This window comes from Pseudomonas sp. M20 (assembly GCF_045037865.1).
Lineage (GTDB): Bacteria > Pseudomonadota > Gammaproteobacteria > Pseudomonadales > Pseudomonadaceae > Aquipseudomonas.
This window is the reverse complement of sequence record NZ_CP173611.1, coordinates 4,247,408-4,273,324: the sequence shown is the minus strand read 5'-3', so window position 1 is coordinate 4,273,324 and position 25,917 is coordinate 4,247,408. Positions and strand designations below refer to the sequence as shown.

At 59.2% G+C, this 25,917-nt stretch carries 24 protein-coding genes; 8 read left to right on the top strand and 16 right to left on the bottom strand.

Annotated features, from left to right (window positions below):
- The first annotated feature begins 54 nt into the window (after positions 1-54).
- A complete protein-coding gene (locus ACI514_RS18975; protein ID WP_160056389.1) occupies positions 55-1,149 on the top strand; it encodes a PLP-dependent cysteine synthase family protein in 1,095 nt (364 codons plus the stop codon).
- Positions 1,150-1,295: 146 nt separating this feature from the next.
- On the opposite strand, the gene ACI514_RS18970 is transcribed toward ACI514_RS18975, so the two are convergent.
- From ACI514_RS18970 to ACI514_RS18960, 3 genes are all read right to left on the bottom strand, one after another.
- On the bottom strand, positions 1,296-2,909 hold the full coding sequence (locus ACI514_RS18970; RefSeq protein WP_122591545.1) for an NAD(P)/FAD-dependent oxidoreductase: 1,614 nt from the start codon (positions 2,907-2,909) through the stop codon (positions 1,296-1,298).
- A gap of 97 nt (positions 2,910-3,006) precedes the next feature.
- The gene (locus tag ACI514_RS18965) at positions 3,007-3,660 is read right to left on the bottom strand and encodes a COG3650 family protein (RefSeq protein WP_405122198.1); all 654 of its coding nucleotides are present in this window, start codon (positions 3,658-3,660) and stop codon (positions 3,007-3,009) included.
- A gap of 59 nt (positions 3,661-3,719) precedes the next feature.
- The gene (locus ACI514_RS18960; protein ID WP_160056395.1) at positions 3,720-4,319 is read right to left on the bottom strand and encodes a short chain dehydrogenase; all 600 of its coding nucleotides are present in this window, start codon (positions 4,317-4,319) and stop codon (positions 3,720-3,722) included.
- Positions 4,320-4,423: 104 nt separating this feature from the next.
- Between ACI514_RS18960 and ACI514_RS18955 the strand changes: the two genes are divergently transcribed.
- A complete protein-coding gene (locus ACI514_RS18955) occupies positions 4,424-5,338 on the top strand; it encodes a LysR family transcriptional regulator (RefSeq protein ID WP_160056396.1) in 915 nt (304 codons plus the stop codon).
- 115 nt (positions 5,339-5,453) lie between these two features.
- Here ACI514_RS18955 and ACI514_RS18950 read toward each other — a convergent pair whose 3' ends face one another.
- From ACI514_RS18950 to ACI514_RS18910, 9 genes are all read right to left on the bottom strand, one after another.
- Complete coding sequence (locus tag ACI514_RS18950; RefSeq protein WP_160056398.1) at positions 5,454-5,933, bottom strand: DoxX family protein; 480 nt, start codon at positions 5,931-5,933, stop codon at positions 5,454-5,456.
- Positions 5,930-6,688 carry a DUF2063 domain-containing protein gene (locus ACI514_RS18945; RefSeq protein WP_405122197.1) on the bottom strand — a complete coding sequence of 253 codons (759 nt, stop codon included), beginning with the start codon at positions 6,686-6,688 and terminating at the stop codon, positions 5,930-5,932. The genes ACI514_RS18950 and ACI514_RS18945 overlap by 4 nt, the downstream gene beginning before the upstream one ends.
- Positions 6,685-7,572, bottom strand: coding sequence for a DUF692 domain-containing protein (locus tag ACI514_RS18940; RefSeq protein WP_405122196.1), 888 nt, complete (start codon positions 7,570-7,572; stop codon positions 6,685-6,687). The genes ACI514_RS18945 and ACI514_RS18940 overlap by 4 nt, the downstream gene beginning before the upstream one ends.
- A gap of 25 nt (positions 7,573-7,597) precedes the next feature.
- Positions 7,598-7,903, bottom strand: coding sequence for a DUF2282 domain-containing protein (locus tag ACI514_RS18935; protein WP_007918537.1), 306 nt, complete (start codon positions 7,901-7,903; stop codon positions 7,598-7,600).
- A gap of 292 nt (positions 7,904-8,195) precedes the next feature.
- Positions 8,196-8,897: an ABC transporter ATP-binding protein gene (locus ACI514_RS18930; protein WP_008082262.1), complete on the bottom strand. Its 702-nt coding sequence runs from the start codon at positions 8,895-8,897 to the stop codon at positions 8,196-8,198.
- Entirely contained in the window at positions 8,898-9,665 is a 768-nt protein-coding gene (gene livG / locus ACI514_RS18925) for a high-affinity branched-chain amino acid ABC transporter ATP-binding protein LivG (protein WP_077571419.1), read from the bottom strand. It abuts the gene before it with no gap.
- Positions 9,662-10,918 (bottom strand): high-affinity branched-chain amino acid ABC transporter permease LivM, encoded by a 1,257-nt coding sequence (locus ACI514_RS18920; protein ID WP_160056404.1) that lies wholly within the window; start codon positions 10,916-10,918, stop codon positions 9,662-9,664. Before ACI514_RS18920 ends, livG begins: the two co-directional genes overlap by 4 nt.
- Entirely contained in the window at positions 10,915-11,838 is a 924-nt protein-coding gene (gene livH, locus ACI514_RS18915) for a high-affinity branched-chain amino acid ABC transporter permease LivH (RefSeq protein ID WP_007918526.1), read from the bottom strand. Before livH ends, ACI514_RS18920 begins: the two co-directional genes overlap by 4 nt.
- Before the next feature lie 231 nt (positions 11,839-12,069).
- Positions 12,070-13,197 carry a branched-chain amino acid ABC transporter substrate-binding protein gene (locus ACI514_RS18910; protein WP_095138462.1) on the bottom strand — a complete coding sequence of 376 codons (1,128 nt, stop codon included), beginning with the start codon at positions 13,195-13,197 and terminating at the stop codon, positions 12,070-12,072.
- A 352-nt stretch (positions 13,198-13,549) separates the two neighbouring features.
- Here ACI514_RS18910 and ACI514_RS18905 point away from each other — a divergent pair, with 352 nt between their 5' ends.
- Positions 13,550-13,870: a DUF2288 domain-containing protein gene (locus ACI514_RS18905; protein WP_405122195.1), complete on the top strand. Its 321-nt coding sequence runs from the start codon at positions 13,550-13,552 to the stop codon at positions 13,868-13,870.
- A 275-nt stretch (positions 13,871-14,145) separates the two neighbouring features.
- Here ACI514_RS18905 and ACI514_RS18900 read toward each other — a convergent pair whose 3' ends face one another.
- Positions 14,146-16,344, bottom strand: a complete 2,199-nt coding sequence (locus tag ACI514_RS18900; protein ID WP_160056408.1) for a hypothetical protein — start codon at positions 16,342-16,344, stop codon at positions 14,146-14,148.
- A gap of 198 nt (positions 16,345-16,542) precedes the next feature.
- On the opposite strand from ACI514_RS18900, the gene ACI514_RS18895 reads away from it, so the two are divergent.
- Positions 16,543-17,439 carry an NAD(P)-dependent oxidoreductase gene (locus ACI514_RS18895; protein WP_405122194.1) on the top strand — a complete coding sequence of 299 codons (897 nt, stop codon included), beginning with the start codon at positions 16,543-16,545 and terminating at the stop codon, positions 17,437-17,439.
- Here the strand turns inward: ACI514_RS18895 and ACI514_RS18890 are convergent.
- Positions 17,330-19,612, bottom strand: coding sequence for a putative bifunctional diguanylate cyclase/phosphodiesterase (locus ACI514_RS18890; RefSeq protein ID WP_405122193.1), 2,283 nt, complete (start codon positions 19,610-19,612; stop codon positions 17,330-17,332). The two genes, ACI514_RS18895 and ACI514_RS18890, sit on opposite strands and share 110 nt — an antisense overlap.
- Positions 19,613-19,761: 149 nt before the next feature.
- Positions 19,762-20,130 (bottom strand): YkgJ family cysteine cluster protein, encoded by a 369-nt coding sequence (locus ACI514_RS18885; RefSeq protein ID WP_007918504.1) that lies wholly within the window; start codon positions 20,128-20,130, stop codon positions 19,762-19,764.
- Positions 20,131-20,431: 301 nt separating this feature from the next.
- On the opposite strand from ACI514_RS18885, the gene ACI514_RS18880 reads away from it, so the two are divergent.
- On the top strand, positions 20,432-21,781 hold the full coding sequence (locus tag ACI514_RS18880) for a spinster family MFS transporter (protein WP_405122192.1): 1,350 nt from the start codon (positions 20,432-20,434) through the stop codon (positions 21,779-21,781).
- Between the two features lie 171 nt (positions 21,782-21,952).
- Here the strand turns inward: ACI514_RS18880 and rapA are convergent, their stop codons facing one another.
- Positions 21,953-24,799, bottom strand: a complete 2,847-nt coding sequence (gene rapA, locus ACI514_RS18875; protein ID WP_008082238.1) for an RNA polymerase-associated protein RapA — start codon at positions 24,797-24,799, stop codon at positions 21,953-21,955.
- A gap of 251 nt (positions 24,800-25,050) precedes the next feature.
- Here rapA and ACI514_RS18870 point away from each other — a divergent pair, with 251 nt between their 5' ends.
- The 3 genes from ACI514_RS18870 (at position 25,051) to ccoM (ending at position 25,909) form a co-directional block, all read left to right on the top strand.
- Positions 25,051-25,392, top strand: coding sequence for a hypothetical protein (locus ACI514_RS18870; RefSeq protein WP_003222394.1), 342 nt, complete (start codon positions 25,051-25,053; stop codon positions 25,390-25,392).
- Positions 25,393-25,488: 96 nt separating this feature from the next.
- A complete protein-coding gene (locus tag ACI514_RS18865) occupies positions 25,489-25,650 on the top strand; it encodes a hypothetical protein (protein WP_405122191.1) in 162 nt (53 codons plus the stop codon).
- A 145-nt stretch (positions 25,651-25,795) separates the two neighbouring features.
- Positions 25,796-25,909, top strand: coding sequence for a cytochrome c oxidase subunit CcoM (ccoM, locus tag ACI514_RS18860; protein ID WP_003222396.1), 114 nt, complete (start codon positions 25,796-25,798; stop codon positions 25,907-25,909).
- Positions 25,910-25,917 lie beyond the last annotated feature (8 nt).

Sequence of the window (25,917 nt, the reverse complement as noted above, 5' to 3'; positions counted from 1 at the left end):
AGTGAGCCTTTTGGACGCATTCATCTCCTGCCCGATTCAACGAGAACCATCACCATGAGCGACAACCGACAGTGGGCCCGCGAAGCCATCCGCATCATCGAGGCGGATTTTCAGCGCAGCGCCGACACCCACCTGATCCCTTTGCCGCTGCCGGGTTTTGCGGGCATCGAGTTGTACTTCAAGGATGAGTCCAGTCATCCGACCGGCAGCCTCAAACATCGCCTGGCCCGTTCGCTGTTTCTCTATGCGTTGTGTAACGGCTGGTTGAAGCCCGGCGCGCCGGTGATCGAGGCGTCCAGCGGTTCGACGGCGATTTCCGAGGCGTACTTCGCGCGGATGCTCGGTTTGCCGTTTATTGCGGTGATGCCGGCGACCACCTCCAAAGAGAAGATTGCGCAGATCGCCTTCTACGGGGGCCAAAGTCATCTGGTGAAAGATCCCACGCAGATTTACGCTGAATCCGAGCGTCTGGCCCGCGAGCATGGCGGCCACTTCATCGATCAGTTCACCTACGCCGAACGCGCCACCGACTGGCGCGCAAACAACAATATCGCCGAGTCGATTTTCCAGCAGATGCGTTACGAAAAACACCCGGAACCGAGCTGGCTGATTTCCAGCCCCGGCACCGGCGGCACCACCGCAACCCTTGGCCGCTACGTGCGCTATCGCCAGCACTGCACCCGGGTGTTGTGCGCCGATGCCGAGCGTTCGGTGTTCTTTGATTACTACCAGACCGGCGATGCGAGTTTGCGTCTGGATTGCGGTTCGCGGATTGAAGGCATTGGTCGGCCGCGCGTTGAGGCGTCGTTTCTGCCGAAGGTGATCGATGCGATGGTCAAGGTGCCGGACGCCTTGTCGCTGGCGGCCATGCATTATCTGGCGCAGCGTCTGGGACGGCATGTTGGCGGGTCGAGCGGGACCAATCTGATCGGCGCCTTGATGGCGGCGCAGCAGATGAAAGCGGCGGGGGAGTCGGGGTCGATCGTGGCGATTCTGTGCGATGGCGGCGAGCGGTATGCCGACACTTACTACGATCAGGATTGGCTGCAAGCGCAAGGGTATGAGTTGGCGGGGTTGATCGAGGCGGTGGCGGCGAGTGCCGAGCGCGGTGAGCCGCTGCCGACTTCAGTCCTGCGCGCCAATATCTGAAGAAACGCAAAAACCAAATATGGGGGCGACGGTGCGACGATTCGACCTGCTCGCGAAGGGGGCATCTCATTCAACATCATTGTTGTCTGAAATGCCGCTTTCGCGAGCAGGCTCGCTCCCACAGGGCTTTGTATTGCTTCAGATGATTAGTCAGTCAGGCCGAGAATGTCGCGTGCCACGGCCTCGGCAATGCGAATCCCGTCCACACCCGCCGACAGAATCCCGCCCGCATAACCCGCGCCCTCACCAGCAGGGAACAAGCCCTTCACGTTCATGCTCTGCAGGGTTTCGTTACGGGTAATGCGCAACGGCGACGACGTGCGCGTCTCGATCCCGGTCAACACCGCATCGTGCAGCGAGTAACCGCGAATCTGCTTCTCGAACGCTGGCAAGGCTTCACGAATCGCCTCAATGGCAAAGTCCGGCAAGGCCAGGGCCAGATCGCCCAGTGCCACGCCCGGTTTGTACGACGGCTCGACTTCGCCCAGCTCGGTCGAAGGAATGTCGTTGATGAAGTCGCCAACCAGTTGCGCCGGTGCCTTGTAATCGCTGCCGCCAAGGATGAAGGCGTGGGACTCCAGACGCTCCTGCAACTCGATCCCGGCCAGCGGGCCGCCCGGATAATCGACTTCCGGGGTGATGCCGACGACGATGCCGGAGTTGGCGTTGCGCTCGTTACGCGAGTACTGGCTCATGCCGTTGGTGACCACGCGGTTCGGCTCGGAAGTCGCCGCGACCACCGTGCCGCCCGGGCACATGCAGAAGCTGTAGACCGAACGGCCATTTTTGGCGTGGTGCACCAGTTTGTAGTCGGCGGCGCCCAGTTTCGGGTGGCCGGCGTACTTGCCCAGACGCGCACGGTCGATCAGTGATTGCGGGTGTTCGATGCGGAAACCCACCGAGAACGGTTTGGCTTCCATGAATACGCCACGGCTGTGGAGCATGCGGAAAGTGTCGCGGGCGCTGTGGCCGAGGGCCAGAACCACGTGTTTCGAATGCAGGGTTTCGCCGCTGGCCAGTTCGACGCCGACCAGTTGGCCGTCTTCGATCAGCACGTCGGTGACGCGTTCCTGGAAGCGCACTTCACCGCCCAGTTCGCGGATCTGCTCGCGCATGTTTTCAACCATGCCGGTCAGACGGAACGTACCGATGTGCGGCTTGCTGACGTAGAGGATTTCTTCCGGCGCGCCAGCCTTGACGAACTCGTGCAGGACTTTGCGGCCGAGGAACTTAGGATCCTTGATCTGGCTGTACAGCTTGCCGTCGGAGAACGTGCCCGCGCCGCCTTCGCCGAACTGCACGTTGGACTCGGGGTTGAGCACGCTTTTACGCCACAGGCCCCAAGTGTCTTTGGTGCGTTGACGGACTTCGGTGCCTCGCTCGAGGACGATCGGCTTGAAGCCCATTTGCGCCAGCAACAGACCGGCGAAGATCCCGCACGGGCCGAAACCGACGACTATCGGACGCTGGCTCAGGTCGCTCGGCGCTTCACCTACGAATTTGTAGCTGACATCCGGCGCCACGTTGACGTTACGGTCGTCGGCGAACTTGCCCAACACCTTGGCCTCGTCGCGCACTTCGAGGTCGATGGTGTAGATGAAGCACAGTTCGGAGGACTTTTTGCGCGCATCGTAGCTGCGCTTGAACAAGGTGAAATCGAGCAGATCATCGCTGGCGATGCCCAGGCGCTGCACGATGGCAGGGCGCAGGTCTTCTTCGGGATGGTCGATTGGCAGCTTGAGTTCAGTGATTCGTAACATGGCGAGGATCCGGGTTCGCGGGGCGCACAACTGCGCCAGGGCGTTTGAAGGCCGCGATTATAAGCCGCAAAGGCCGGATCCGGTGAGGCTAAAACGCTTAGTCGTTGCGCGATCCGCCGAAATACCCGCACCCGCGCTGCACCTGACCGTCGATGCGCAACTCGGCGCTCATGTGCTGCACGCTACCGGTGCTGCTGTCGACGCAGCGTTGTGGCGCGACCCACAATTCGATGCGCTGATTGTTGGCTTCACTGCTGAGGTTGAAGCGGCCGTCGCCCAGTTGTTCTTCAACATACGGCACGGCAAGCGGCGGCTGGCCTTCGCGGTCGATGACCATGCCTCTGCCGCTGACTTTGACGTTCCATTCCGGGCCATGGCCGGCGGCGCGGAGGATCAGCAGTTTGAAATTCGGATCATCGCAGGCCGTGCCGGAGCGCTCGACGCGATACAACTGAGTCAGGTCGAGGCGGTCACCGGCGACTTTGCCGCGGACATCGGCAAACAGTTTGCCTTGTTCATCAGCAAGTGTTGCTGCTTCCTGCAGAACGCTGGTGCCGCCGATGTCATTGACGATGAGTTGGCGCTGATCCTGGCATGGCTGGAACACCAGTTTGCCGTCAGCGGCGGTCAGTTGCCCCTGCATCCGCGTCTGCCCGACGTGCGAGGCACTTTCTCGCTGGCCGTGGAACAACTGGCAAGCGGCAAACAACGGCAGCAGGGCAACAACGACTAACGAACGGGCAACACGCATCTTCGACTCTCCAGACAAGTGCCGCCACGTTACGCAGCCTGACCGTTCATCACAAGGGTTTAGCCCACGTGAAATGTCTGACCTGTCTGCAAGCCTTCGACACTTTTCGCGTAGGCCAATGCCACATCCGCTGCAGGAACCGGCTTGTAACCACGGAAATACGGGGCGTAACTGCCCATCGCTTCGAGCAGTACGGTCGGACTGATCGAGTTCACTCTCAGGCCGCGTGGCAGTTCGATGGCGGCGGCGCGGACGAAACTGTCCAGAGCACCGTTAACCAGCGCTGCGCAGGCGCCGCTGCGAATCGGATCGTGGCTGAGCACGCCGGTGGTGAAGGTGAACGAGGCGTCGTCATTGGCGAATTCGCGACCAATCAGCAGCAGATTGACCTGACCCATCAGTTTGTCTTTGAGGCCGAGAGCGAAGCTGTCTTCCGTCATCTCGCCCAGCGGTGCGAAGGTCACGTTGCCCGCAGCGCAGACCAGCGCATCGAACTTGCCGGTCTTTTCGAACAGTTTGCGGATCGACGCGCTGTCGCTGATATCCACTTGCAAATCACCGCTGGTGCGGCCGATACGAATGACTTCGTGGCGTTGCGACAGCTCTTTGTCCACCGCCGAACCAATGGTGCCGCCAGCGCCTATCAACAGAATCTTCATCGAGCTGTACCTCAAGTGATTGAACGAGGTTTCAGTCTAGAGTGGTTTTTTCTGCGGATAAGCGCACTAATGGGCAACCTTTGGTTTTCAGATGGAAACAATCCATGAGCGAAATGGATGATCTGGCGGCGTTCGCGGTGTTGATCGAAGCGGGCAGTTTCACCTTGGCAGCGCAGCAGTTGGGCTGTAGCAAGGGGCAGTTGTCCAAGCGCATCAGCCAGCTCGAGGCGCAGTTCTCCGTGGTGTTGCTGCAACGCACGACCCGGCGCTTGAGCCTGACCGCGGCGGGCGCGGCATTGTTGCCGCAGGCGCAAGCGTTGGTCGTCCAGGTCGAAAAAGCGCGTCAGGCCTTGGCGCGGCTAAAAGACGATATGGCCGGACCGGTGCGAATGACGGTGCCGGTGTCTCTGGGGGAAACCTTTTTTGATGGTTTGCTGTTGGAGTTTTCGCACAAATACCCCGAAGTGCAGATCGAGCTGGAGTTGAACAACAGTTATCGCGATTTGTCGCGGGACGGCTTTGATCTGGCGATCCGTAGCGAAGTGGCCAATGACGAACGACTGGTTGCCAAACCGTTACTGGCCTGGCAGGAAATGACCTGCGCCAGCCCGGCATATCTCGAGCGTTTCGGTGAACCGCTGACGCCGCAAGCATTGACCGAACATCGCTGTTTGCTCAACAGCCACTACAGCGGGCGTGAGGAATGGCTGTATCACCAGCAGCATGAATTGTTACGAGTGCGGGTGTCAGGACCGTTCGCCAGCAATCATTACAACTTGCTGAAGAAAGCCGCGCTCAGCGGCGCCGGTGTCGCACGATTGCCTTCCTACTTGCTGCAAGCGGAATTGGCTGACGGCAGATTGCGCTGGCTGCTGCGAGATTTTCAGACCCGACGCATGCCGATGTACCTGGTGCATCCGTATCAGGGCGGATTGCCGAAGCGCACGCAGGTGCTCGCAGACTATTTGATCGGCTGGTTCAAGCGCAGCGGCGAGGCGTTGGATCGACTTCAGCGCTGATCATATGAACATAAACCCCATGTAGGAGCTGCCGAAGGCTGCGATCTTTTGATTTTGTTTTTTTCAAAGCAAGATCAAAAGATCGCAGCCTTCGGCAGCTCCTACAGGTCGGCGTTCAGTTGGCGAAACGGCGGGCGATCAGGTGATCGATCGACACCTTGCCCGGGCCGGTCGCCATCAGATACAGCAACACCGCCGCCCAAGTGCCGTGAGTCGGATAGGCATCGGGGTACACAAACAGCTGAATGGTCAGCGTCATGCCCAACAACGCCAATGCCGAAAACCGTGTGGCGAAGCCGATCAGTATCAGCACCGGAAAAAAGTGTTCGGCGAACGCCGCCAGGTGCGCGGCGAGTTCCGGCGACAGCAGCGGCACGTGGTATTCGCTCTTGAACAACGGAATGGTCGAGTCGGCCAGCCGCGGCCAACCGAGTTGAAAGGTCCCGTCGATCAGGTCGATGGCCAAACCTTCAACCTTGGTTTGCCCTGACTTCCAGAACACCGCGGCTATCGAGAAACGGGCAATGAAGGCGATCAGGCTGTGAGGGATTTTTTCCAGCAGCGCGATGGCGCGGGTGATGAGGAGGAGGCTCATGGCGATTCCTTGTTGTTCAAGTGGGTGATCGCGTTGTGTGCGATCAGCAGGCCGAGGGTTTGGCCGAGATCGAATTCAGGGCTGTTTTCAACCGCTGCCAGAAGTGGTTGGCCATCGATCAGATGACGGATAAACACGCTGGCCCCGGGTTCGAGGGCAAACACTTCGACGTCCAGGCCATTGCGCAGAATCAGGGCATGTTGCCGACGATCGATCTCGATGCCCTCGAGCACAGCGTCCTGCTGATGTGCCGCCCAGATCGCAACCACGGCATAGGCGCAATCGAGCAAGTGCAGGGACGGATGAAACACCAGGCACAATTCACTCAAGGCTTGTGGGGAGGCTAACGCCGCAGTGATTTGTTCGTGCCGCACCGGCTCGGCGTCGGCGGCGTGATAGGCCCGCGTGCGCAAATGCTCGAGCCGCGCGACATCGGCCAGATAGGGCACGCTCGAGGCGGATTCGAATGTCTGGATGAAGGCTGCAAACGCTTCGCCATAGCGATTCATCAGCGGACTTTGCGGCGGCTGCTGTTGTACGAAAATGGCCGCCATGGCGCGGAAGAAATCCTCGCCGACCAATTGCGCAACCACCGGATAACTGTCGCTCAACGCATTGATCAGCGAACCCTGCACGTTATTGCGGTACACCGCGAAACGGCTCGCCGGATCGGCACCGTTGGCGCAGCACAGACCTTCGGGGCAGGGTGCCCGCGTGTCGATGAGCGCGGCAGCGAAATCACGTTGAACGCTCATGAGCGTGCTCCGGCATCCATTAAAAACGCCTCAGCTTGTTGCGCCTCCGCCAGTAGCACCTCGAACGCCGGCACTTGATTGTCGCGCTCGATCAATGTCGCCACCGGACCGATTCGTTGCAGCACTTTCCGGTACAAACGCCAGACGGCTTGATCGATCGGGGCACCGTGATCGTCGATCAGCAAGCGATCGCCAAGGCTGTCGCTATCCTCGGCAAACCCCGCCAGATGAATTTCACCCACCGCGTGTAATGGCAGCGCATCGAGATACGCCAGCGGATCCCGCTGATGGTTGACGCAAGAAACATAGACATTGTTGACGTCTAGCAACAAGCCGCAGCCGCTGCGGCGGATGACCTCGGCGATGAACTCCGCTTCATCGATGGTCGAACGCTGAAAACCCAGATAGGTCGCCGGATTCTCCAGCAACATGGGCCGTTTGAGCGTGCTCTGCACCTGATCGATATGCTCGCAGACGCGGTTCAATGTCGGCATGTCATAGGCCAGCGGCAACAGGTCATTGAGAAACACCGGGCCATGGCTTGACCAGGCCAGGTGTTCGGAAAAGGATTGCGGTTGATAACGCTGAATCAGTTCGGCGAGGCGTTTGAGATGCTGTTTATCCAACGGTCCTTCAGCGCCGATGGACAAGCCGACACCGTGCAGCGACAGCGGATACTGCTCGCGGATCAAACCGAGAAAATGATGAAACGGACCGCCGGCCACCATGTAGTTTTCGGCGTGGACTTCGAAGAAGCCAATGTCCGGTAGTGAGCCGAGCACGTCACGAAAGTGCCCGGTCTTGAGCCCCAGCCCGGCACGGGGCGGGAGCCCGAGAAGGGCTGCCTGAGTGCAGGAGGGGGCATGGTCATTGATTGTGAGCATGATCGTCACTCAGGCAGGCCAACGATCAGGACTTGGCTTTGAAGGCTTCCATCTGACCGAAACCGGTCGGCGAGGTTTTGCTTTCAGTGGTGGCGCAGGTGCCTTTCGGTACGAGCTTCCAGGCATTGGCCTGATAGTCCATTTTCGACGTGCCGGCACAGGTGGTGCCCGCGCCTGCTGCGCAATCGTTGTGACCTTTCATGGCCACGCCGAAGCATTTTTCCATGTCGGCGTCGGCAGCATGGACGGTCGATACAGCGGCCATGCTCAGGGCAGAACCGAGGGCCAGAACCAGGGCGGTGGCGGACAGGGTGCGGGTGGTAGCAGTCATGATGTTTCTCCAGTCTTGTTCAGGGTTTTTACAAGCGCGTTTGCGCTTGCTTGTCCCTCTAGAGAAACGAGGTGGCGTTGCGTTACAGCCCGCTCAAAATCTTTTTGGAAAAACGCAAAACCCTGTAGGAGTGAGCCTGCTCGCGATGGCGTCATGTCAGATACTGGTGATGTTGAATGACACAACGCCATCGCGAGCAGGCTCACTCCTACAAGGGCTTTTTGGAGAATCTGAAAATCGTGCAGGCACAAAAAAAACGGCCCGAAGGCCGTTTTTTGTTTAGCGAAACACATCAACCGCCGAGGTACGCCTCCCGTACTTTCGGGTCGGTCAGCAGCGCTTCACCGGTGCCTTGCATGACCACACGGCCGTTCTCCAGAACGTACGCCCGGTCAGCAATTTTCAGCGCCTGGTTGGCGTTCTGCTCGACCAGGAACACCGTCACACCGTCCTTGCGCAGCATTTCGATGATGTCGAAAATCTGCTGGATGATGATCGGTGCCAGGCCCAGCGACGGCTCGTCGAGCAGCAACAGCTTGGGCTTGCTCATCAACGCACGGCCGATGGCGAGCATTTGCTGTTCGCCGCCGGACATGGTGCCGCCGCGCTGGTTGAAGCGTTCTTTCAGGCGTGGGAAAAGTCCGAGAACCTTGTCCATCTGTTCCTGATAGTCGCCTTTGTCGGTGAAGAAGCCGCCCATGGACAGGTTTTCTTCAACGGTCAGACGGGCAAACACCCGACGACCTTCCGGCACCACCGCGATGCTTTTGCGCATGATCTGCGACGAGTCCTGGCCGACCAGCTCCTCACCCATGTAGCGGATGCTGCCGCTGTGCGCCTGCGGCGAACCGCAAAGTGTCATCAGCAGCGTCGACTTGCCGGCACCGTTGGCGCCGATCAGGGTCACGATCTCGCCCTGACGGACTTCGACGTTGACGCTGTGCAGGGCCTGGATCTTGCCGTAGAAGGTGGAAACGTTTTCGAACTGCAGCATTTACGCTTCCCCCAGGTAGGCTTTGATCACTTCAGGATTGTCGCGGATCTGTTCTGGCGTACCGTCGGCCAGAGGCGTGCCCTGGTTGATCACGACGATGTGGTCGGAAATGCTCATGACCAGTTTCATGTCGTGTTCGATCAGCAGCACGGTGACGTTGTGCTCTTCACGCAGCACGCTGATCAGCGCCTTGAGGTCTTCGGTTTCCTTCGGGTTCAGACCGGCAGCCGGTTCGTCGAGCATGAGGATCCGCGGACGGGTCATCATGCAGCGAGCGATTTCCAGACGCCGTTGCTGACCGTAAGCCAGGGTGCCGGCGGTACGGTTGGCGAACTCCTTCAGGTTGACCTTTTCCAGCCAGTACTCGGCAAACTCCATGGCCTCGCGCTCGCTTTTGCGGAACGCCGGGGTCTTGAACAGGCCGGCCAGGAAGTTGGTGTTCAGGTGACGGTGCTGGGCGATCAACAGGTTCTCGACCGCCGTCATGTCCTTGAACAGGCGCACGTTCTGGAACGTGCGCACCACGCCTTTGAGGGCGATCTTGTGGCCCGGCAGGCCTTGAATCGGCTCGCCGTCCAAAAGGATGCTACCGCCGGTTGGCTGATAGAAACCGGTCAGGCAGTTGAACACGGTGGTCTTGCCGGCGCCGTTGGGCCCGATCAGTGCAACCACCTGTTTCTCTTTGACGGTCAGGGCCACACCGTTGACCGCGAGCAAACCGCCGAAGCGCATGCTCAGGTTTTCGACTTTAAGGATCTCGCGGCTCATTTTCGCAACTCCATGTGTGGGCGTTGCATCGGCAGCAGACCTTGTGGACGCCAGATCATCATCAGCACCATCAGCGCACCGAACATCAACATCCGGTACTCGCTGAACTCACGCATCATTTCCGGCAACAGAATCATCACCACGGCAGCCAGGATCACACCCAACTGCGAGCCCATACCGCCCAGCACCACAATGGCGAGGATGATTGCCGACTCGATGAAGGTGAACGATTCCGGGGTCACCAGACCCTGACGGGCGGCGAAGAAGCTACCGGCGAAACCGGCGAATGCAGCGCCGAGGGTGAACGCGGACAACTTGATGATCGTTGGATTCAGACCCAGCGCACGGCAGGCAATTTCGTCTTCACGCAACGCTTCCCACGCACGGCCGATCGGCATGCGCAGCAAACGGTTGATGACGAACAGCGCCGCCAGCGCCAGCACCAGGGCAACGAGGTAGAGGAAGATCACCTTGTTGATCGAGTTGTATTGCAGGCCGAAATACTCGTGGAAGGTTTGCATGCCTTCCGCGGCTTTACGTTCGAAGGTCAGACCGAAGAACGTCGGTTTCTCGATGTTGCTGATGCCGTTCGGACCGCCAGTGATGTCGGTCAGGTTACGCAGGAACAGACGGATGATCTCGCCGAAGCCGAGGGTCACGATCGCCAGATAGTCGCCGCGCAAACGCAGCACCGGGAAGCCCAGCAGGAAGCCGAACGTCGCGGCCATCAGGCCGGCAATCGGCAGGCAGATCCAGAAGCTCAGGCCGTAGTAGTGCGACAGCAGCGCGTAGCTGTAGGCGCCGACGGCATAGAAGCCGACGTAACCGAGGTCGAGCAGACCGGCCAGACCGACGACGATGTTCAGGCCGAGGCCAAGCATCACGTAGATCAGGATCAGCGTTGCGATATCCACCGCCCCACGCGAGCCGAAGAACGGCCACACCAGTGCCAGCAGGATCAGCGCAATGATGAAATAGCGCTGGGTGGTTGGCAGAGTGAGGAAGTTACTCGCCTTGGCCGGAATTAGCGGCAGGCCCGGCGATGAGCGCCAGGCCTTGCTGATCTGCTGGTTGAACAGCACGCGCAGGAACATCAGCACCGAACAGATGGCGATGGTCGCCAGCACGGTCGGGCTGGTGTTGTGCACTTCCAGGTTGATGCCGACGATGGTCAGTTTCAGACCGAGTACCGGGTAGGCCACGGCCCACACCAGCAAAGCGCTGAACAGCGCCTGTTTAAGATTCCTAGTCATACTTTCTCAACCTCCGGACGGCCCAGAATGCCGGTCGGACGGAACAACAACACCAGAACCAACAAGCCGAAAGCCACGACGTCCTTGTATTGGTCACCGAAGATATCGGCGCCAAACGCTTCCGCCACCCCCAGCACCAACCCGCCGAGCATGGCGCCGGGGATGCTGCCGATACCGCCAAGTACCGCTGCGGTGAAGGCTTTGAGGCCGACGAGGAAACCGGCGTTCGGGTTGATCACCCCGTATTGCATGCTCAGCAGCACAGCCGCAACGGCTGCCAGCGCGGCACCAATGACGAAGGTCAGGGCGATGATGTTGTTGGTGTTGATGCCGAGCAGGTTGGCCATCTTGATGTCTTCGGCGCAGGCGCGGCAGGCGCGACCCAAGCGAGAGCGGGAGATGAACAGCGTCAGGCCGAGCATGGCGATCAGGGTCACCACGAACACCACGATTTGCATGTAGGAAATCAGCACTTCTTGTGCGCCACCTGGGCCGAAGGCAATGTTGCCCGGAATCAGGTTGGGGATAGCTTTGTCCTTGGAGTCTTGCGCCAGCAGAACCGTGTTCTGCAGGAAGATCGACATACCGATCGCGGAAATCAGCGGGATCAGACGGTTGCTGCCGCGCAGGGGGCGGTAGGCAATGCGTTCGATGCTGTAACCGTAGGAACTGGTGACGACGATGCTGGCGATGAACGCCGCCGTCATCAACAGCGGGACACTGTCGAGTCCCATCATGGTCAACCCGGCGATGGCGATGAACGCCACGTAAGAGCCGATCATGTACACCTCGCCGTGGGCGAAGTTGATCATTCCAATGATGCCGTAGACCATCGTGTAGCCGATGGCGATCAAGGCATACATGCTGCCAACGTTCAGGCCGTTAACCAGCTGTTGGAAGAAGTGATAGATGTCAGGCATTACAGCGCTCCTAAAAACCTGATACGCATTTCACTGGTGGAGTCATTTTCCCGCCCGGCCCCGTGGATCTTTATCCACTTCGAATCCGGGTTTTGCCAGCGAACCGCTGATGACGGTTTTGAGATTTTCAGGTGGGGAGACTGGCGGATCACGCCAGCGCGGCCCAATACATTCGTAAAACAAAGCCCACGGCACGCCGTGGGCTTTATTGGCAGTCAGTCAGGCAGCGCCTTACTGAGGCGATACTTCAGTTTTAGGTTTGCCGTTGTGCCACTCGTAGACCACGAATTTGAAGTCTTTGAGGTCGCCCTTGGCGTCGAAGCTCAGGTCGCCAGTCGGGGTCTTGAAGGTCCCGGCGTGGATGGCTTCAGCCACTTTGGTCGCGTCTTCGGACTTGGCTGCCTTGATGCCTTCGGCAATTACAGTCACCGCCGAGTAGGAAGGGAACACGAACGGACCGCTCGGATCTTCCTTCTTGGCTTTGAATGCATCAGCCAGAGCAACGTTGGCCGGATCCTGGTCGAAGGATTTTGGCAGGGTCACCAGCAGACCTTCGGACGCATCCTTGGCGATCTGGGTGATGGAATCGTTACCCACGCCTTCCGGACCCATGAACTTGGCTTTCAGGCCTTTTTCCTGTGCTTGACGCAGGATCAGACCCAGCTCCGGGTGGTAGCCGCCGTAGTAAACGAAGTCGACGTTGGCTTGTTTGAGTTTGGCGATGATCGCCGAGAAGTCTTTGTCGCCGGCGTTGACGCCTTCGAACACGGCAACCTTGGTGCCTTTCTTCTCGAGAGTCGATTTCACCGCGGTGGCGATGCCTTCACCGTACTGCTGTTTGTCGTGCAGCACGCCGACGATTTTCGGTTTGACGTGATCGGCAATGTAGTTACCGGCGGCAGGGCCCTGGGCGCTGTCCAGACCGATGGTACGGAAGACCATTTTGTAACCACGGGCGGTGATGTCCGGGCTGGTGGCAGCCGGGGTGATCATGATCACGCCTTCGTCTTCGTAGATGTCCGAAGCCGGTTGAGTGGAGCTGGAGCACAGGTGACCGACGACGAACTTGACGCCGTCGTTGACGACCTTGTTCGCGACCGCTACCGCTTGTTTTGGATCGCAGGCATCGTCGTATTCAACGGCTTCGAGTTTCTTGCCGTCGACGCCGCCCTTGGCGTTGATTTGCTCGATGGCCATTTTCGCGCCACTGAACTGCATGTCGCCGTACTGGGCTACTGGACCGGTTTTAGGGCCGGCGATACCGATTTTGATGGTGTCAGCTGCGAACGAATGGCTGGCAACCCCGGCCAGAACCATAGCGGCAAACAGTTTGGAAATCTGCTTAGTAGCCTTAGTCATAGTGCTCCACTCTTACTGTTGTAATTTTTTTGAGTTCTGGCGCCGTAGCAGCAGAACCGGGTCAGATATCTTTGCGATACCCTCCGGAAATGCCCCCGGCAACTGTACCGGTACAGTGTAGAGCGCCGGTTGTCAGCCTGGGAAGCGGGCGCCGAGGGGCAAAACTTGGGGGTGTCGCATTTTTGAATGAAAAAGACAGAATTGCGGCGGGGCGTTCGTGGGCATATAGCCCAATCAGCAGCATTCCCTGGCGTTCCTGCTCTTTTCGTTCGGTGCAGCCATTTGCAACCGGGTTTTGCTGGCGGACCACCAACGTTATTATTCGCGTCGATTTCTTTTCCGGACAGCACCCATGAATCAAGAACCTAGCACCCTCTATGCCAAGCTGCTTGGTGAAACCGCATCTATTACCTGGAAAGAGTTGGAGCCGTTCTTCGCTAAGGGTGCCCTATTGTGGGTCGACCCAGCGCTGGATTTGATCGCTGCCGCTGAGGCCGTGGCGTCGGATGATGGCGAGAAAGTGGCTGCCTGGCTGGCTGAAGACAGGGTCGCCAAGCTGTCTGAAACGCGGGCGCTGGATCTTTTCGAGCGCGATCCCGAGATGTGGGCAGTGGTAGTTCGGCCGTGGATTCTGGTCCAGGAAAGGGCGGTCGCTACTGGCGTCGCACCTTGATGGTGCGTCCGGTCATCGGCGAAAAGTGTGTAGCGGAGTAGCGTGATGGCACGTTGCCGTAGAGAAACACCACAAGCGCGGGTGGGCTCACGGTGACGTAAACGTAACGGGAACAGTTTAGTAAGCAGCCTAACGGCTGCTTAATTGTTTCTGGATGTTGGATTCGAGATTTCTTTCGTCTGAAAAGGCCATCGCGAGCAGGCTCACTCCTACAGGGGAACGCATTCCAATTGTAGGAGTGAGCCTGCTCGCGATTGCCGCGACTCGATCCTGGATCAGACCGAGAACGACTTGCCGGTATGGTTATTCAGCGAAATAACCTTGGTCTTGCCAATCCGGTGACGGTAAATCTCGCGCAGGTATTTGATCGACTTCTTCACGCAATCGCGCGACAAACGAATGTCATTGATCGAGACAAACTTCTCTTTGTCGTTGATCAGCTCGCGGTACTTCTTCTCGTACATCGGTTTGATCGCGTACCAGTTGGTATCGAGGATCTTCGCCGGGTTTTCGAACTCGTTGAGCAGGTCGTCGATGCGGTCTTCGTCGAACTCTTCATTAATGATGAAATCGAGGATCGAGTTGTCCAGGGTCTCGTCGAAACGGTACGGGTTCTTCGCGAAGCAGCGTTTGATGAACGCGACGATCAGGGTCAGGAAGTCATCCGAGAGGCACGGGCTCTTCGCGATCAATGTGGTCAGCGACAGGTTGGCCGAGGCGCCGATTACCAGTGCGTAACGCTTGAGCGTGGTATTCGGGAACAGGCTGTTCAGGTGAGTCTTCAACCGGTTCAGGTCCATGTACGACAGCTTGTAGTCTTTCGGCAGCGAGACGATCGAGACCACCGATGAGCAGTTCTTGAAGAAGTGCAGGTCGTGCAGCGCCGCAGCGTCGTAGCCGGAATTCTTGTACTGCTCAAGCGACGCGCGATAACGCTTGGACTCGATTGGCAACAGGCTGATGCCTTCAATCGCCTGGGTCACTTTGTTGAAGTGCGGCAGGTCGATCGAACGGAAGAACAGGTCGTCGATGTTCAGGCGCTGCGGCTCTTTGTCGAACACCTTGAATTTGTCGCTGCTCGGCGGCGGCGTTTCCGGCACCACCGATTCGGCGTAGGCAATCGCCACCGGGCCGGCCAGGCTCATGAACAGGTCGTTGGCGTCGAGGCGAATGGTTTCGCCAATGTCGATACCGGCACGGCGGAAGTAGTTCTGGTCGTAGTCCGTGGTGACAGCCTGCGCCGTCAGAATGTTGAAGATCTGCTGCGAGATGTACTGGTTGGCGTGCTTTTCCATGGCATTGACATCAATGTTCTGGATGTTGCCGTCGTCGCTTTCTTCGGCGTAACGCATGATGTCGTTGGAGATCAACATCATCGCGTTCCAAGGGCGGATACGGCCCATGACGCTGGCTTCGCTGCTGTCTTCGTTGGCGAAGTTGTAGGAGAAATCCCATTCTTCCGAAAGATATTTGCACAGCAGGCGACCGGCGTTGATGTGCAGCGCCTCGGACATTTCGCTGCGGTGATCGGAGATGTTCGGCAGCACGCAGATGCCGCTGGTGAAGATCGGTTCGAACACGAACGAATGCCCGCTCTTGCCGTCATGCTCGTCCATCGGCTTGGTGTCGAACGTCTTGTTCATGTACGAGTGCTGCTGGGCCAGGCCGAACTCCGAGGCCATGCCGGAACCGGTACCGCCGCCAGCACTGAAGATCGAGAAATACAGGCGCGACTGGTTGGCCTTGATGCCGCAGCTGTCGATCAGGTACGAGTGGATCATTTTCCAGTCTGGGCTGGAGAAGCGCTGAGTGTCCTTGTTGAGGATGATCTTCGCCAGGTACTGGCCGAGGATCGGCGCGTTACCGGCGCCACCGGCGTGGACTTCGGACAAGTCCATGATCTTCATTTTGCTGTAGTCGCGCAGGAAGCCGCTTTTCTCGCCTTTGCGCGAGAAACGGATGCGCCCGGCGATGTCCTTGTCGAGGTCGCCGAGCATCACCAGTGGTTCGACCAGAAACACCGGTTTGGTCGATTTGTTTGGGCCGATGCGCAGGTTGTTCTTGATCCACTGCGCCGGGCTGTAGCCCTTGTCGGCCAGGCGGCGATCCGCCGCGCGATCTTCGTTATTGAATTCGTTGAGGTAGAACTTGCGCGCGTTGTACACCAGCTCCGCGACGTCGAGGGCGATGTTCGAGCCGCAGCGACCGAGGCCGATCAGGCACACCGAAGGGAATTCCTGGTCGTTGTGCTGTTCGTTGTCGCCTTCCAAGTGCGGCGGACGCGGGAACACCAGATCACGCAGGCCGTCGAGGTTGTCGAGGATGCGGTCGGTATTGGTTTCGGTGAAGTACAGGTATTGCTGAGTCGACAGCGGGCGCGACGGGACCAATGGCTTCGACGATGACGGGCTGTTGGCGGCAGGGCTCAAAGTCAGATCGGCTACCGCAGTGGCGGGATTGTTTTTAGAATTCATTGTGCGCCATATACCTGGACTGGGTTGGCTCGCGGGCCAGTTGCCTGCGAACCTCACGGAATAAGATCTCGCGTCTTTTAATTGCGCGAATTGAGCCCGAGCATCAGGGTTTTGGCCTGACTGTCGCTGGGGGGAATCCTTTCCTGATCGTTGATGAATCGGCCATTATTCGGCGATCTTTAATCGAAAAGAGGCAAAATGATGTCAACGCTACCTTCGTTGGGGTTCGCCGGAATCGGTCTGATGGGCCTGCCCATGTGCCGCCGTTTGTTGGCTGCGGGTTACCCGCTGACCGTGTGGAATCGCAACCCGGCCAAGTGCGCGCCACTGGTCGAGGCCGGTGCCCGGCAGGTGGCGACCGCTGCTGAATTGTGCGAATACGCCGACGTGGTGATGTTGTGTCTGGCCGATACGACAGTGGTTCGTGAGGTGGTGTTTGGCGCTGGCGGTATCGCCGAAGGGGCGAAAAGCGGCCAGTTGCTGGTGGATTTTTCCAGCCTTGAACCAACAGCCACTCGCGAGATGGCGGCGGCGCTGGCGGATAAAACCGGGATGAGCTGGCTGGACTCACCCGTGTCGGGCGGCGTGGTCGGCGCCGAAGCCGGTAGCCTGGCGATCATGGTCGGTGGTGAAGCGGCAGATCTTGAACGCGTGCGCCCGGTGCTGCTCAACCTCGGTCAACGGGTCACGCACATGGGTGGCATAGGCGCGGGCCAGGTGACCAAGGCCTGCAACCAGATGATCGTTGCCTGCAATGCGCTGGTGATTGCCGAAGTGGTGGCACTGGCCGAACAGGCTGGCGTCGATGCCAGCCTGATCGCCGAAGCCCTGGCCGGCGGTTTCGCCGATTCAAAACCGTTGCAAATTCTTGCGCCGCAAATGGCCGAAAGCCGTTTCGAACCGATCAAGTGGCACGTGCGCACCTTGCTCAAGGATCTCGATACGGCAGTGAAGTTTTCCCGCGAACAAGGCTCGGCGACGCCGATCAGCGGATTGGCCGCACAACTGATGCGCCTGCATGGGGCGCAAGGCTATTTGGCGCAGGATCCAGCGACACTGGTGCAAATGTACCGCGCGCCAGAATCAACGGATTGACCGCGTGTGAATGCTCGCGCTGATTGATTTCTTCCAGCACCGGGCGCAGCTCGTCCAGCGGTACCGGGCGGCTGAGCAGGTAACCCTGAATAAAGTCGCAGCCCGAGCGTTCAAGGAATTCGTACTGCTCCAGGCTTTCCACGCCTTCGGTCACCACTTGCAAATGCAGGGTGTGCGCCATGACGATGATCGCCTGGACAATCTCCATGTCGGCCGTGGCCGTGGGAATGTCGAGGATGAACGAGCGGTCGATCTTCAAGGTGTTGAGCGGCAGGCGCTTGAGGTAGGCCAGTGAGGAATAGCCGGTGCCGAAGTCGTCGATCGACAACGACACCCCGAGCGCACGGATCTGCCGTAGCAGCACCAGGGTGTTGGCGATGTTGCCCATCAACGCGTTTTCGGTGACTTCCAGTTCCAGGCGTTCCGGTGCGACCCCGGCAGTGCGCAAGGCACTTTCGATTTCCGTGGCCAGTTCTTCCCGTGCGAGATTGAGCGGCGAGCAGTTCCAGGCAATTTTCAGTTCTTCGCAGCCATGCCGCGACAATTCACCGAGATCCTTGCATGCGCGGCGCAGCACCCAGTTGTCCAGTTCGGCGATCAGGCCATTGTTTTCGGCGATGGTGATAAAGCGATCCGGGGTCAGCAAACCGTGCAGAGGATGTTGCCAGCGGATCAGCGCTTCGAGTTTGGTGACACGGCCGGTTTTCAGTTCGAAGATCGGTTGGTAATAGAGCGTCAGACCGTTTTCCTCGCGCAGGGCGTGGCGCAGTTCTTCTTCCAGTTGCAGCTCGAAGCTGGCGCGGGTCTTAAGGTTGGAACTGAAAAAGTGCAGGCCATTACGTCCCGCGCCTTTGGATTGATACAACGCCAGATCGGCGTGCTTGAGCAGTTCTTCGCAGGTGCTGCCATCTTCCGGAAACAGACTGATGCCGATGCTGGTGGTCATCACCATGCGACGTCCGGCCAACTCGATCGGCTCTTTCATCTTGAGCATGATGCGCTGCGCCATATTGCGGGCTTCTTCGCGCTCACGCAGGTTAATGAGGATGCAGAATTCGTCGCCGCCGAAGCGCGCGACCACGTCTTCATGGCTGCGCACCGAGCCTTTGATGTGCTGGGCGATGACCTTGAGCAACTCGTCACCGGCATCATGGCCGAGGCTGTCGTTGATCCGCTTGAAGTGGTCGATGTCGAGAAACATCACCGCGAGCATGCCGCCTTCGCTGGTTTTCTGGCTGAGTTTCTCGGCGAAGATCTGGTTGAAACCACGACGGTTGATCAGGTTGGTCAGGGCGTCGTAGTTGGCCACTTGTTGCAGTGACATGCGCGCCTGATCGAGTTGACTGAGCAAGGCGTTGAGCCGGCGCAGATCCTCTTCTTTGTTTTGCAGTTTCTTGTCGGCCAGCCCTGCACTGATCGCACTGCCAAGGATCAGCAGGATGATCAGCGCCACGGTCAGGCCCAGTTGCAGATGCCCGTTATCGCCGCCGCTCGCTGTCAGGTCTCCTTCGGGAAGAACCAGATCCAGCGCAGCCATGCCGGTGAAATGCATGCTGATGATGCCGGCGCCGAGAATCAGTGCAGCGCTGTACTTGAGCAACTGATGCGCCACGCCGCTGCCTTCGCTCAGATAGCGGGCCACCCACAGCGCGGCGAAACTGGCGCCGATGGCGATCGCCACAGACAGCGCGAACAGTACTGGCTGATAGTAGGCGGTGGCGCTCGACTTCATCGCCGCCATGCCAACGTAATGCATGCCGGCGATGCCCAGGCCGATGACAAACGCGGTTTTCAAGCAATGCAATGCACTCGGCTGCGCTTCGCTAAGGGTTTGCATGGCCAGCCAAGAGGCGAGCAGGGCGATCAGCAACGAGAAAAGGGTGATGCCAAGGTCGTACTGAATGTCGATGGGTGTCTGGAAAGCCAGCATGCCGATGAAATGCATGGCCCAGATGCCGCCGGCCAGGCAGGTCGCGCCGATCCAGCGCCAGATCCGCCGCGACCCCGGATCTTCGGCATTTACAACGCGCTCAGCCATATCCAGAGTAGCGAAACTGGCTGCGCAGGCGACCAGATACGCAACCATCACCAGGAGAGGGTTGTGACTGCAATCGAGGATGACCTGCCCGCTCTCCGGCAGCTCGGTAACAAACTGCAAACCAAGCCACTCCATAGCATGCCCCGTCTCTGAAGTCGTCCTGACTGCGCGGTGAACGCAGGCGAATGACAGGAGTATAGAGGCGGTTTTTGGCCTGGAAGGGGTAGTGGCACATTGGCGCTAATGATTTCGGCATTAGCGTCATAGCGATTGGCGCTAAAGGCTCAAGCGATCTGTTCGAAAGGGATTTGCGCCCAGTCCGGTTGCAGCGGTGGCAAACCGAAACGCGCTCGGGCCTTGTCGCAGTCGACATTCTGTTCGCCGTTTTCCCATGACGATTCGAATTCGCGGCAGGGGCTGGAGCGCAATTCATAAATCGAGCACTTCACCTCGCTGCCGACTTCGCCGACCAACGCCGTGCAGCGCGGCGATTTGCAGTCGGTGCCATTCATTGCCACCCGGCTGGGACTGATCTGTGTGACCAGTTCATCGGGCACCGTGCCGCCGGAAGATGAACACTCACCCCAAAAGAAAGACACGCGAAAATGGGAACAGCAGGCACCGCAATTCAGACACGGACTGACTTCAGACATGGGCGAGGGTATCAAAGGGATTGATCGGGAGATCCGGACGGATCCGGCGGCCATTCTAGGCTTTGCCGCAGACTTGGGAAGGGGGGCGCGAAACTATTTTTTTGTGGCAAGGTTTTGCCGCAAAAGCCCCGGTTTTCGGGGGATTGCAGGCTTATCAAGGGCTTACGTTTCGTTACAGTGCCATGGTCCGATATCAGGCAGACGAATGATCACAGACAGCCCCGTCCTGGCTGACTAGATTGCAGGTTCCGGGCTCGGATGCGTTGGCAGTGAAGCCCTATAACAATAAAGAGACGGACCCATGCAGAACTCGACCCAAGCGGCGAATGCCTGGCGCATTCTGTTCCTGCTGTTCCTCGCCAACCTGTTCAACTTCTTCGACCGCACCATTCCGGCGATCATCATCGAGCCGATCCGCATGGAATGGCACCTCAGCGACTTCCAACTGGGGATCGTCGGCACCGCCTTCACCATTGTTTACGCGATTGCCGGCCTGCCGCTGGGGCGGATGGCTGACACCGGCTCGCGCAGCAAACTGATGGGCTGGGGCCTGGCGACGTGGAGTGCGCTGACGGCGGTCAACGGTCTGGTCGGCAGTTTCTGGAGTTTTCTGATCGTGCGCATGGGCATCGGCATCGGCGAGGCCAGTTATGCGCCGGCGGCCAATTCGCTGATTGGCGATCTGTTTCCGGCCCATCGTCGGGCGCGGGCCATGGGCATTTTCATGCTCGGTCTGCCGTTGGGCTTGTTGCTGGCGTTCTTCACCATTGGCTGGATGGTGAAGGCGTTTGACAGCTGGCGTGCGCCGTTCTTTATTGCGGCAGTGCCGGGGCTGATCCTCGCGATCTTCATGTTCTTTATTAAAGAGCCCAAGCGCGGCGCAGCGGAGACCGTGCAGGTTTCGCAAGAGAAGGTCGACAGGCCGATCCGGCGGATTCTCGCGGTACCGACTTTTCTCTGGCTGGTGCTGGCCGGGTTGTGCTTCAACTTCGCAACGTATGCCTGCAACTCGTTTCTGGTGCCGATGCTGCAACGCTATTTCCTCATGCCGTTGCAGGAGGCGGCGGTGGCTACCGGGATGATCGTCGGCGTCACCGGGCTGGTCGGGTTGACGCTGGGCGGCTGGATTGCCGACAAGATTCACCAGCGTGTGGCCAATGGTCGGTTGTTGTTCGCCGCGTTCAGTCTGATTATTTCGACGTTGTGCACGGCCTGGGCGCTGCATGCCGGGCGCATCGAGATTGGTGTGTTTGTCGCGGTATTCAGTGTCGGCTGGCTGTTTGCCTACAACTTCTACACCTGTGTTTATACGGCGATTCAGGACGTGGTCGAACCGCGTTTGCGGGCGACGGCGATGGCGTTGTTCTTTGCCGGGTTGTATCTGCTCGGCGGTGGTTTGGGGCCGGTGGTGGTGGGGGGCTTGTCCGATCATTTTGCGCATACCGCGATGGCGGCGGCGGGGGCTGAGCAGATGACCGAGGCGTTCAAGGCAGTCGGTCTGCATGATGCGATGTACCTGATTCCGGTGGCGCTGTTTTTGACCATGGTGTTTCTGTTTCTGGCCGCGCGGTGTTTTGTCCGGGATGCGCAGCGGATGAAGGAGGGGTTGGTTGCGGTGGTTGAGCCAGAGGTTGTGGCGGCGACTGCATAACCGCTATCGCGAGCAGGCTCACTCCCACAGTGGATCTCCAGCGTGAACACAATCCCTGTGGGAGCGAGCCTGCTCGCGAAAGGGCCATTAGCATCACTGGATAAATAACAGGCAAACAAAAGGCCCGCATCACTGCGGGCCTTGTTGTTTTCAGCGCTGGAGCGGGGCGGTCTAGCCCGCCACCAATACCCGAATCGCTTCCAGACGCAACGCCGCTTTATCCAGCATCGCCAGACCCTGCTCACGCTGTTCACGCAACGCCACCAGTTCGCTGTCGCGCACAGTCGGGTTGACCGCTTGCAACGCGGTCAGGCGCGCCAGTTCTTCGTCGGTGTCGGCCGCCAGACGGCGACGGGCCTCGGCCACGCGCTCGGCGTGACGTGGGGCGATCTTGTCTTCACCGGCGTTGATCCGTGGCGTCAACTGATCGCGCTGGGCCTGGATGAACTTGTTGGCGCTGGCGCGTGGCACGCTTTCCAGCTGATCGTTCAGCGTTTCAAACGAGACGCGAGCCGACAGGTCGTTGCCGTTGGCATCGAGCAGGCAGCGCAGCGCGGCCGGCGGCAGGTATCGGCCCAGTTGCAGCGAACGCGGCGCTACCACTTCGCTGACATACAGCAGTTCCAGCAGCACAGTGCCCGGCTTCAACGCCTTGTTCTTGATCAGCGCGACGGCGGTGTTGCCCATCGAACCGGACAGCACCAGGTCCATACCGCCCTGCACCATCGGGTGTTCCCAGGTGATGAACTGCATGTCCTCGCGCGATAGCGCCTGGTTGCGGTCGTAGGTGATGGTCACGCCTTCGTCGTCGCCCAGCGGGAAACTGGCATCGAGCATCTTCTCGCTCGGCTTGAGGATCAGGGCGTTTTCCGAATGGTCTTCGCTGTCGATGCCGAACGCGTCGAACAGGGTTTCCATGTAGATCGGCAGGGCGAACTGATCGTCTTGCTCAAGGATGTCCTCGACCAGCGCTTCACCTTCGCCAGCACCACCGGAGTTGAGCTCCAGCAGACGGTCGCGACCGGTGTGCAGTTCGGCTTCCAGACGCTCACGCTCGCTGCGCGCTTCGTCGATCAGCGCTTGCCACTCGCTGTCGTCGGCTTCTTCGAGCAACGGCAGCAGGCGCGGGCCGAACTGATGCTGCAAGGCGTTGCCGGTCGGGCAGGTGTTGAGGAACGCGTTCAGCGCTTCGTGATACCACTGGAACAGGCGCTCTTGCGGGCTGGTTTCCAGGTACGGCACGTGCAGTTCGATGATGTGTTTCTGGCCGATCCGGTCGAGACGACCGATACGCTGCTCGAGCAGGTCCGGGTGCGACGGCAGATCGAACAGCACCAGGTGGTGAGCGAACTGGAAGTTGCGACCTTCACTGCCGATTTCCGAGCAGATCAGCACTTGCGCGCCAAACTCTTCATCAGCGAAGTACGCAGCAGCGCGGTCACGCTCAAGGATGTTCATGCCTTCGTGGAACACTGTGGCCGGGATGCCGGAACGCACGCGCAAGGCGTCTTCCAGATCCATCGCGGTTTCGGCGTGGGCGCAGATCACCAGTACTTTGGTGCGCTTGAGCATTTTCAGCTGATCGATCAGCCATTCGACACGCGGGTCGAATTTCCACCAGCGCTCTTCTTCGCTGGCGTCTGGCTGCGCCTGGAAGCTGACTTCCGGGTACAACTCGGCGTGTTCGCCCAGCGGCAGCTCGAGGTATTCGTCCGGGCACGGCAGCGGGTACGGGTGCAGTTTGCGCTCTGGGAAACCCTGCACGGCGGCGCGGGTGTTACGGAACAGCACGCGGCCAGTGCCATGGCGGTCAAGCAGTTCACGCACGAGGCGCGCGCTGGCTTCGGTGTCGCCGTCGTTGACCGCGGTCAGCAAGGCTTCGCCTTCGTTGCCGAGGAAACCCTGAATGGTTTTGTGCGCTTTGGCCGAGAGACGGCCCTTGTCGAGCAGTTCCTGAACGGCTTCGGCCACCGGGCGATAGTTGTCGCTCTCGGCGCGGAACGCCGCCAGGTCGTGGAATCGGTTCGGGTCGAGCAGGCGCAGACGGGCGAAGTGGCTGTCCTGGCCGAGTTGTTCCGGGGTGGCGGTAAGCAGCAGCACGCCCGGGATGACTTCGGCGAGTTGCTCGACCAGCGAGTATTCGGCGCTGGCTTTTTCTTCGTGCCAGACCAGGTGGTGCGCCTCGTCGACCACCAGCAGATCCCAGCCGGCGGCGAACAGTGCGTCTTGCGCCTTCTCGTCGTCGACCAGCCATTCCAGGGCCACCAGTGCAAGCTGGGTGTCTTCGAACGGGTTGGCGGCATCGCTTTCGATGAAGCGTTCTTCGTCGAACAGCGCGACCTGCAGGTTGAAGCGGCGGCGCATCTCCACCAGCCACTGGTGCTGAAGGTTTTCCGGGACGAGGATCAGCACGCGGTTGGCGCGGCCCGAGAGCAGTTGGCGATGGATCACCAGACCGGCTTCGATGGTTTTACCCAGACCCACTTCGTCCGCCAGCAATACGCGCGGCGCAATGCGGTCGGCAACTTCACGGGCGATGTGCAATTGGTGCGCGATCGGTTGCGCACGCACGCCACCCAGGCCCCAGAGCGAGGATTGCAACTGGCGACTGGTGTGTTCGAGGGTGTTGTAACGCAGCGAGAACCACGCCAGCGGGTCGATCTGCCCGGCGAACAGACGGTCGCTGGCCAGACGGAACTGGATGAAGTTCGACAGCTGGGTTTCCGGCAGGGTGACGGCTTCGTTCTGCCCGTTGAGACCGTGATAGACCATCAGCCCGTCGACGTCGTCGACTTGCTGCACGGTCATCTTCCAGCCTTCGAAGTGGGTGATGCTGTCGCCCGGCGAAAACCGCACGCGGGTCAGGGGCGCATTCCGTAGCGCGTACTGGCGGGTTTCGCCAGTGGCCGGGTAAAGCACGGTCAACAAGCGGCCGTCCTGTGCCAGAACGGTGCCTAAACCAAGCTCTGCTTCGCTGTCACTGATCCAGCGTTGCCCCGGTTGATACTGCTGCGCCATGCTGCCTGACTCCCACCTTGAAAAAGCGGGCTATCTTAACGGAATGAGGGCTTCAGGGCCAAAGATTACTGGGTAGCAGCTGCCGAAGGCTGCGATCTTTTGATCTTTGAGAACCCTTGAGGTTTGAGCTGTCTGATAAAGATCGCAGCCTTCGGCAGCTCCTACACGTGCCAAGTGCGTCACAGATTTGCGACGGATGGCTCAAGGCGCCTTTGCCGCAGCCGATAGCCTGCTGACAGGAGACCCCATATATGTTGCCACCGATGCTCCCCCTGAGCGCTGTGCCGATCACTTCCCAGCAGGATCCGATCCGCCAGCGGCCGGACATTCCTCCGGTGGTGCCGGTGCAGGAAAGCTCCAACGAAAGCACAATCGATCTGCAAAAGCGCGATCCCGAAGAGGATCGATTGCTGGCGCGCGAAGAACAGCGCCGCCAGCAGGAGCGTGATCGCCGCCGCCGCGAGGCTGACGAAGACCCGGAAGAGCATCTGGCCGTGCCGGGCACCGAACTCAACGCCGACAACACCGTGCCGGTGGTGCCGCTGATGGAAGATCAGCCGCGTCAGGGCTTGTGGGTCGATATCGAGATCTGATCTTCGGCTGGTCAGCGCTGGTGTGACGTTGCATTATTGGCGCAGTCCTGCCGGTGATGTGGCAGTTGTGATTCTTTCAAGTGATGTACTGACGCCATGAGCCAAGACGACAAACTGATTGACCTCGGCACTGAGCGCGCCAAGCGCGTGCACGATATTAAAGAGAAGCGCCTGAACGAAGTGCGCCAGGCGTTCGAGCAGGCGATGCCGTTGGGGAAAACCAAGAAAAAGTCGAAAAACAAGCCGAAAAAGCGTTGATCTGCCCCTGCATCCGTTGATGCAGGTCATTTAATTCCCCTCCTTTATCTCCCTTCCTTGCTGGTATTGATCCCGGTCAATTTGTGCGCCTGTGTGTTTGGTAACTTAGTTCCATCGCAGCAGAGCAGGGGCCAGGAGGCCAGTCATGTTTTTCGATAACGTGGTGTTTGCCGGGGTCCTGACTGTAGGGCTGATGGTTCTGTTTTTTGCAGGGTTTGGATTTTTTATCTGGAAGGATGCGAATAAGCGCAAGAAGTGATTCTTCTG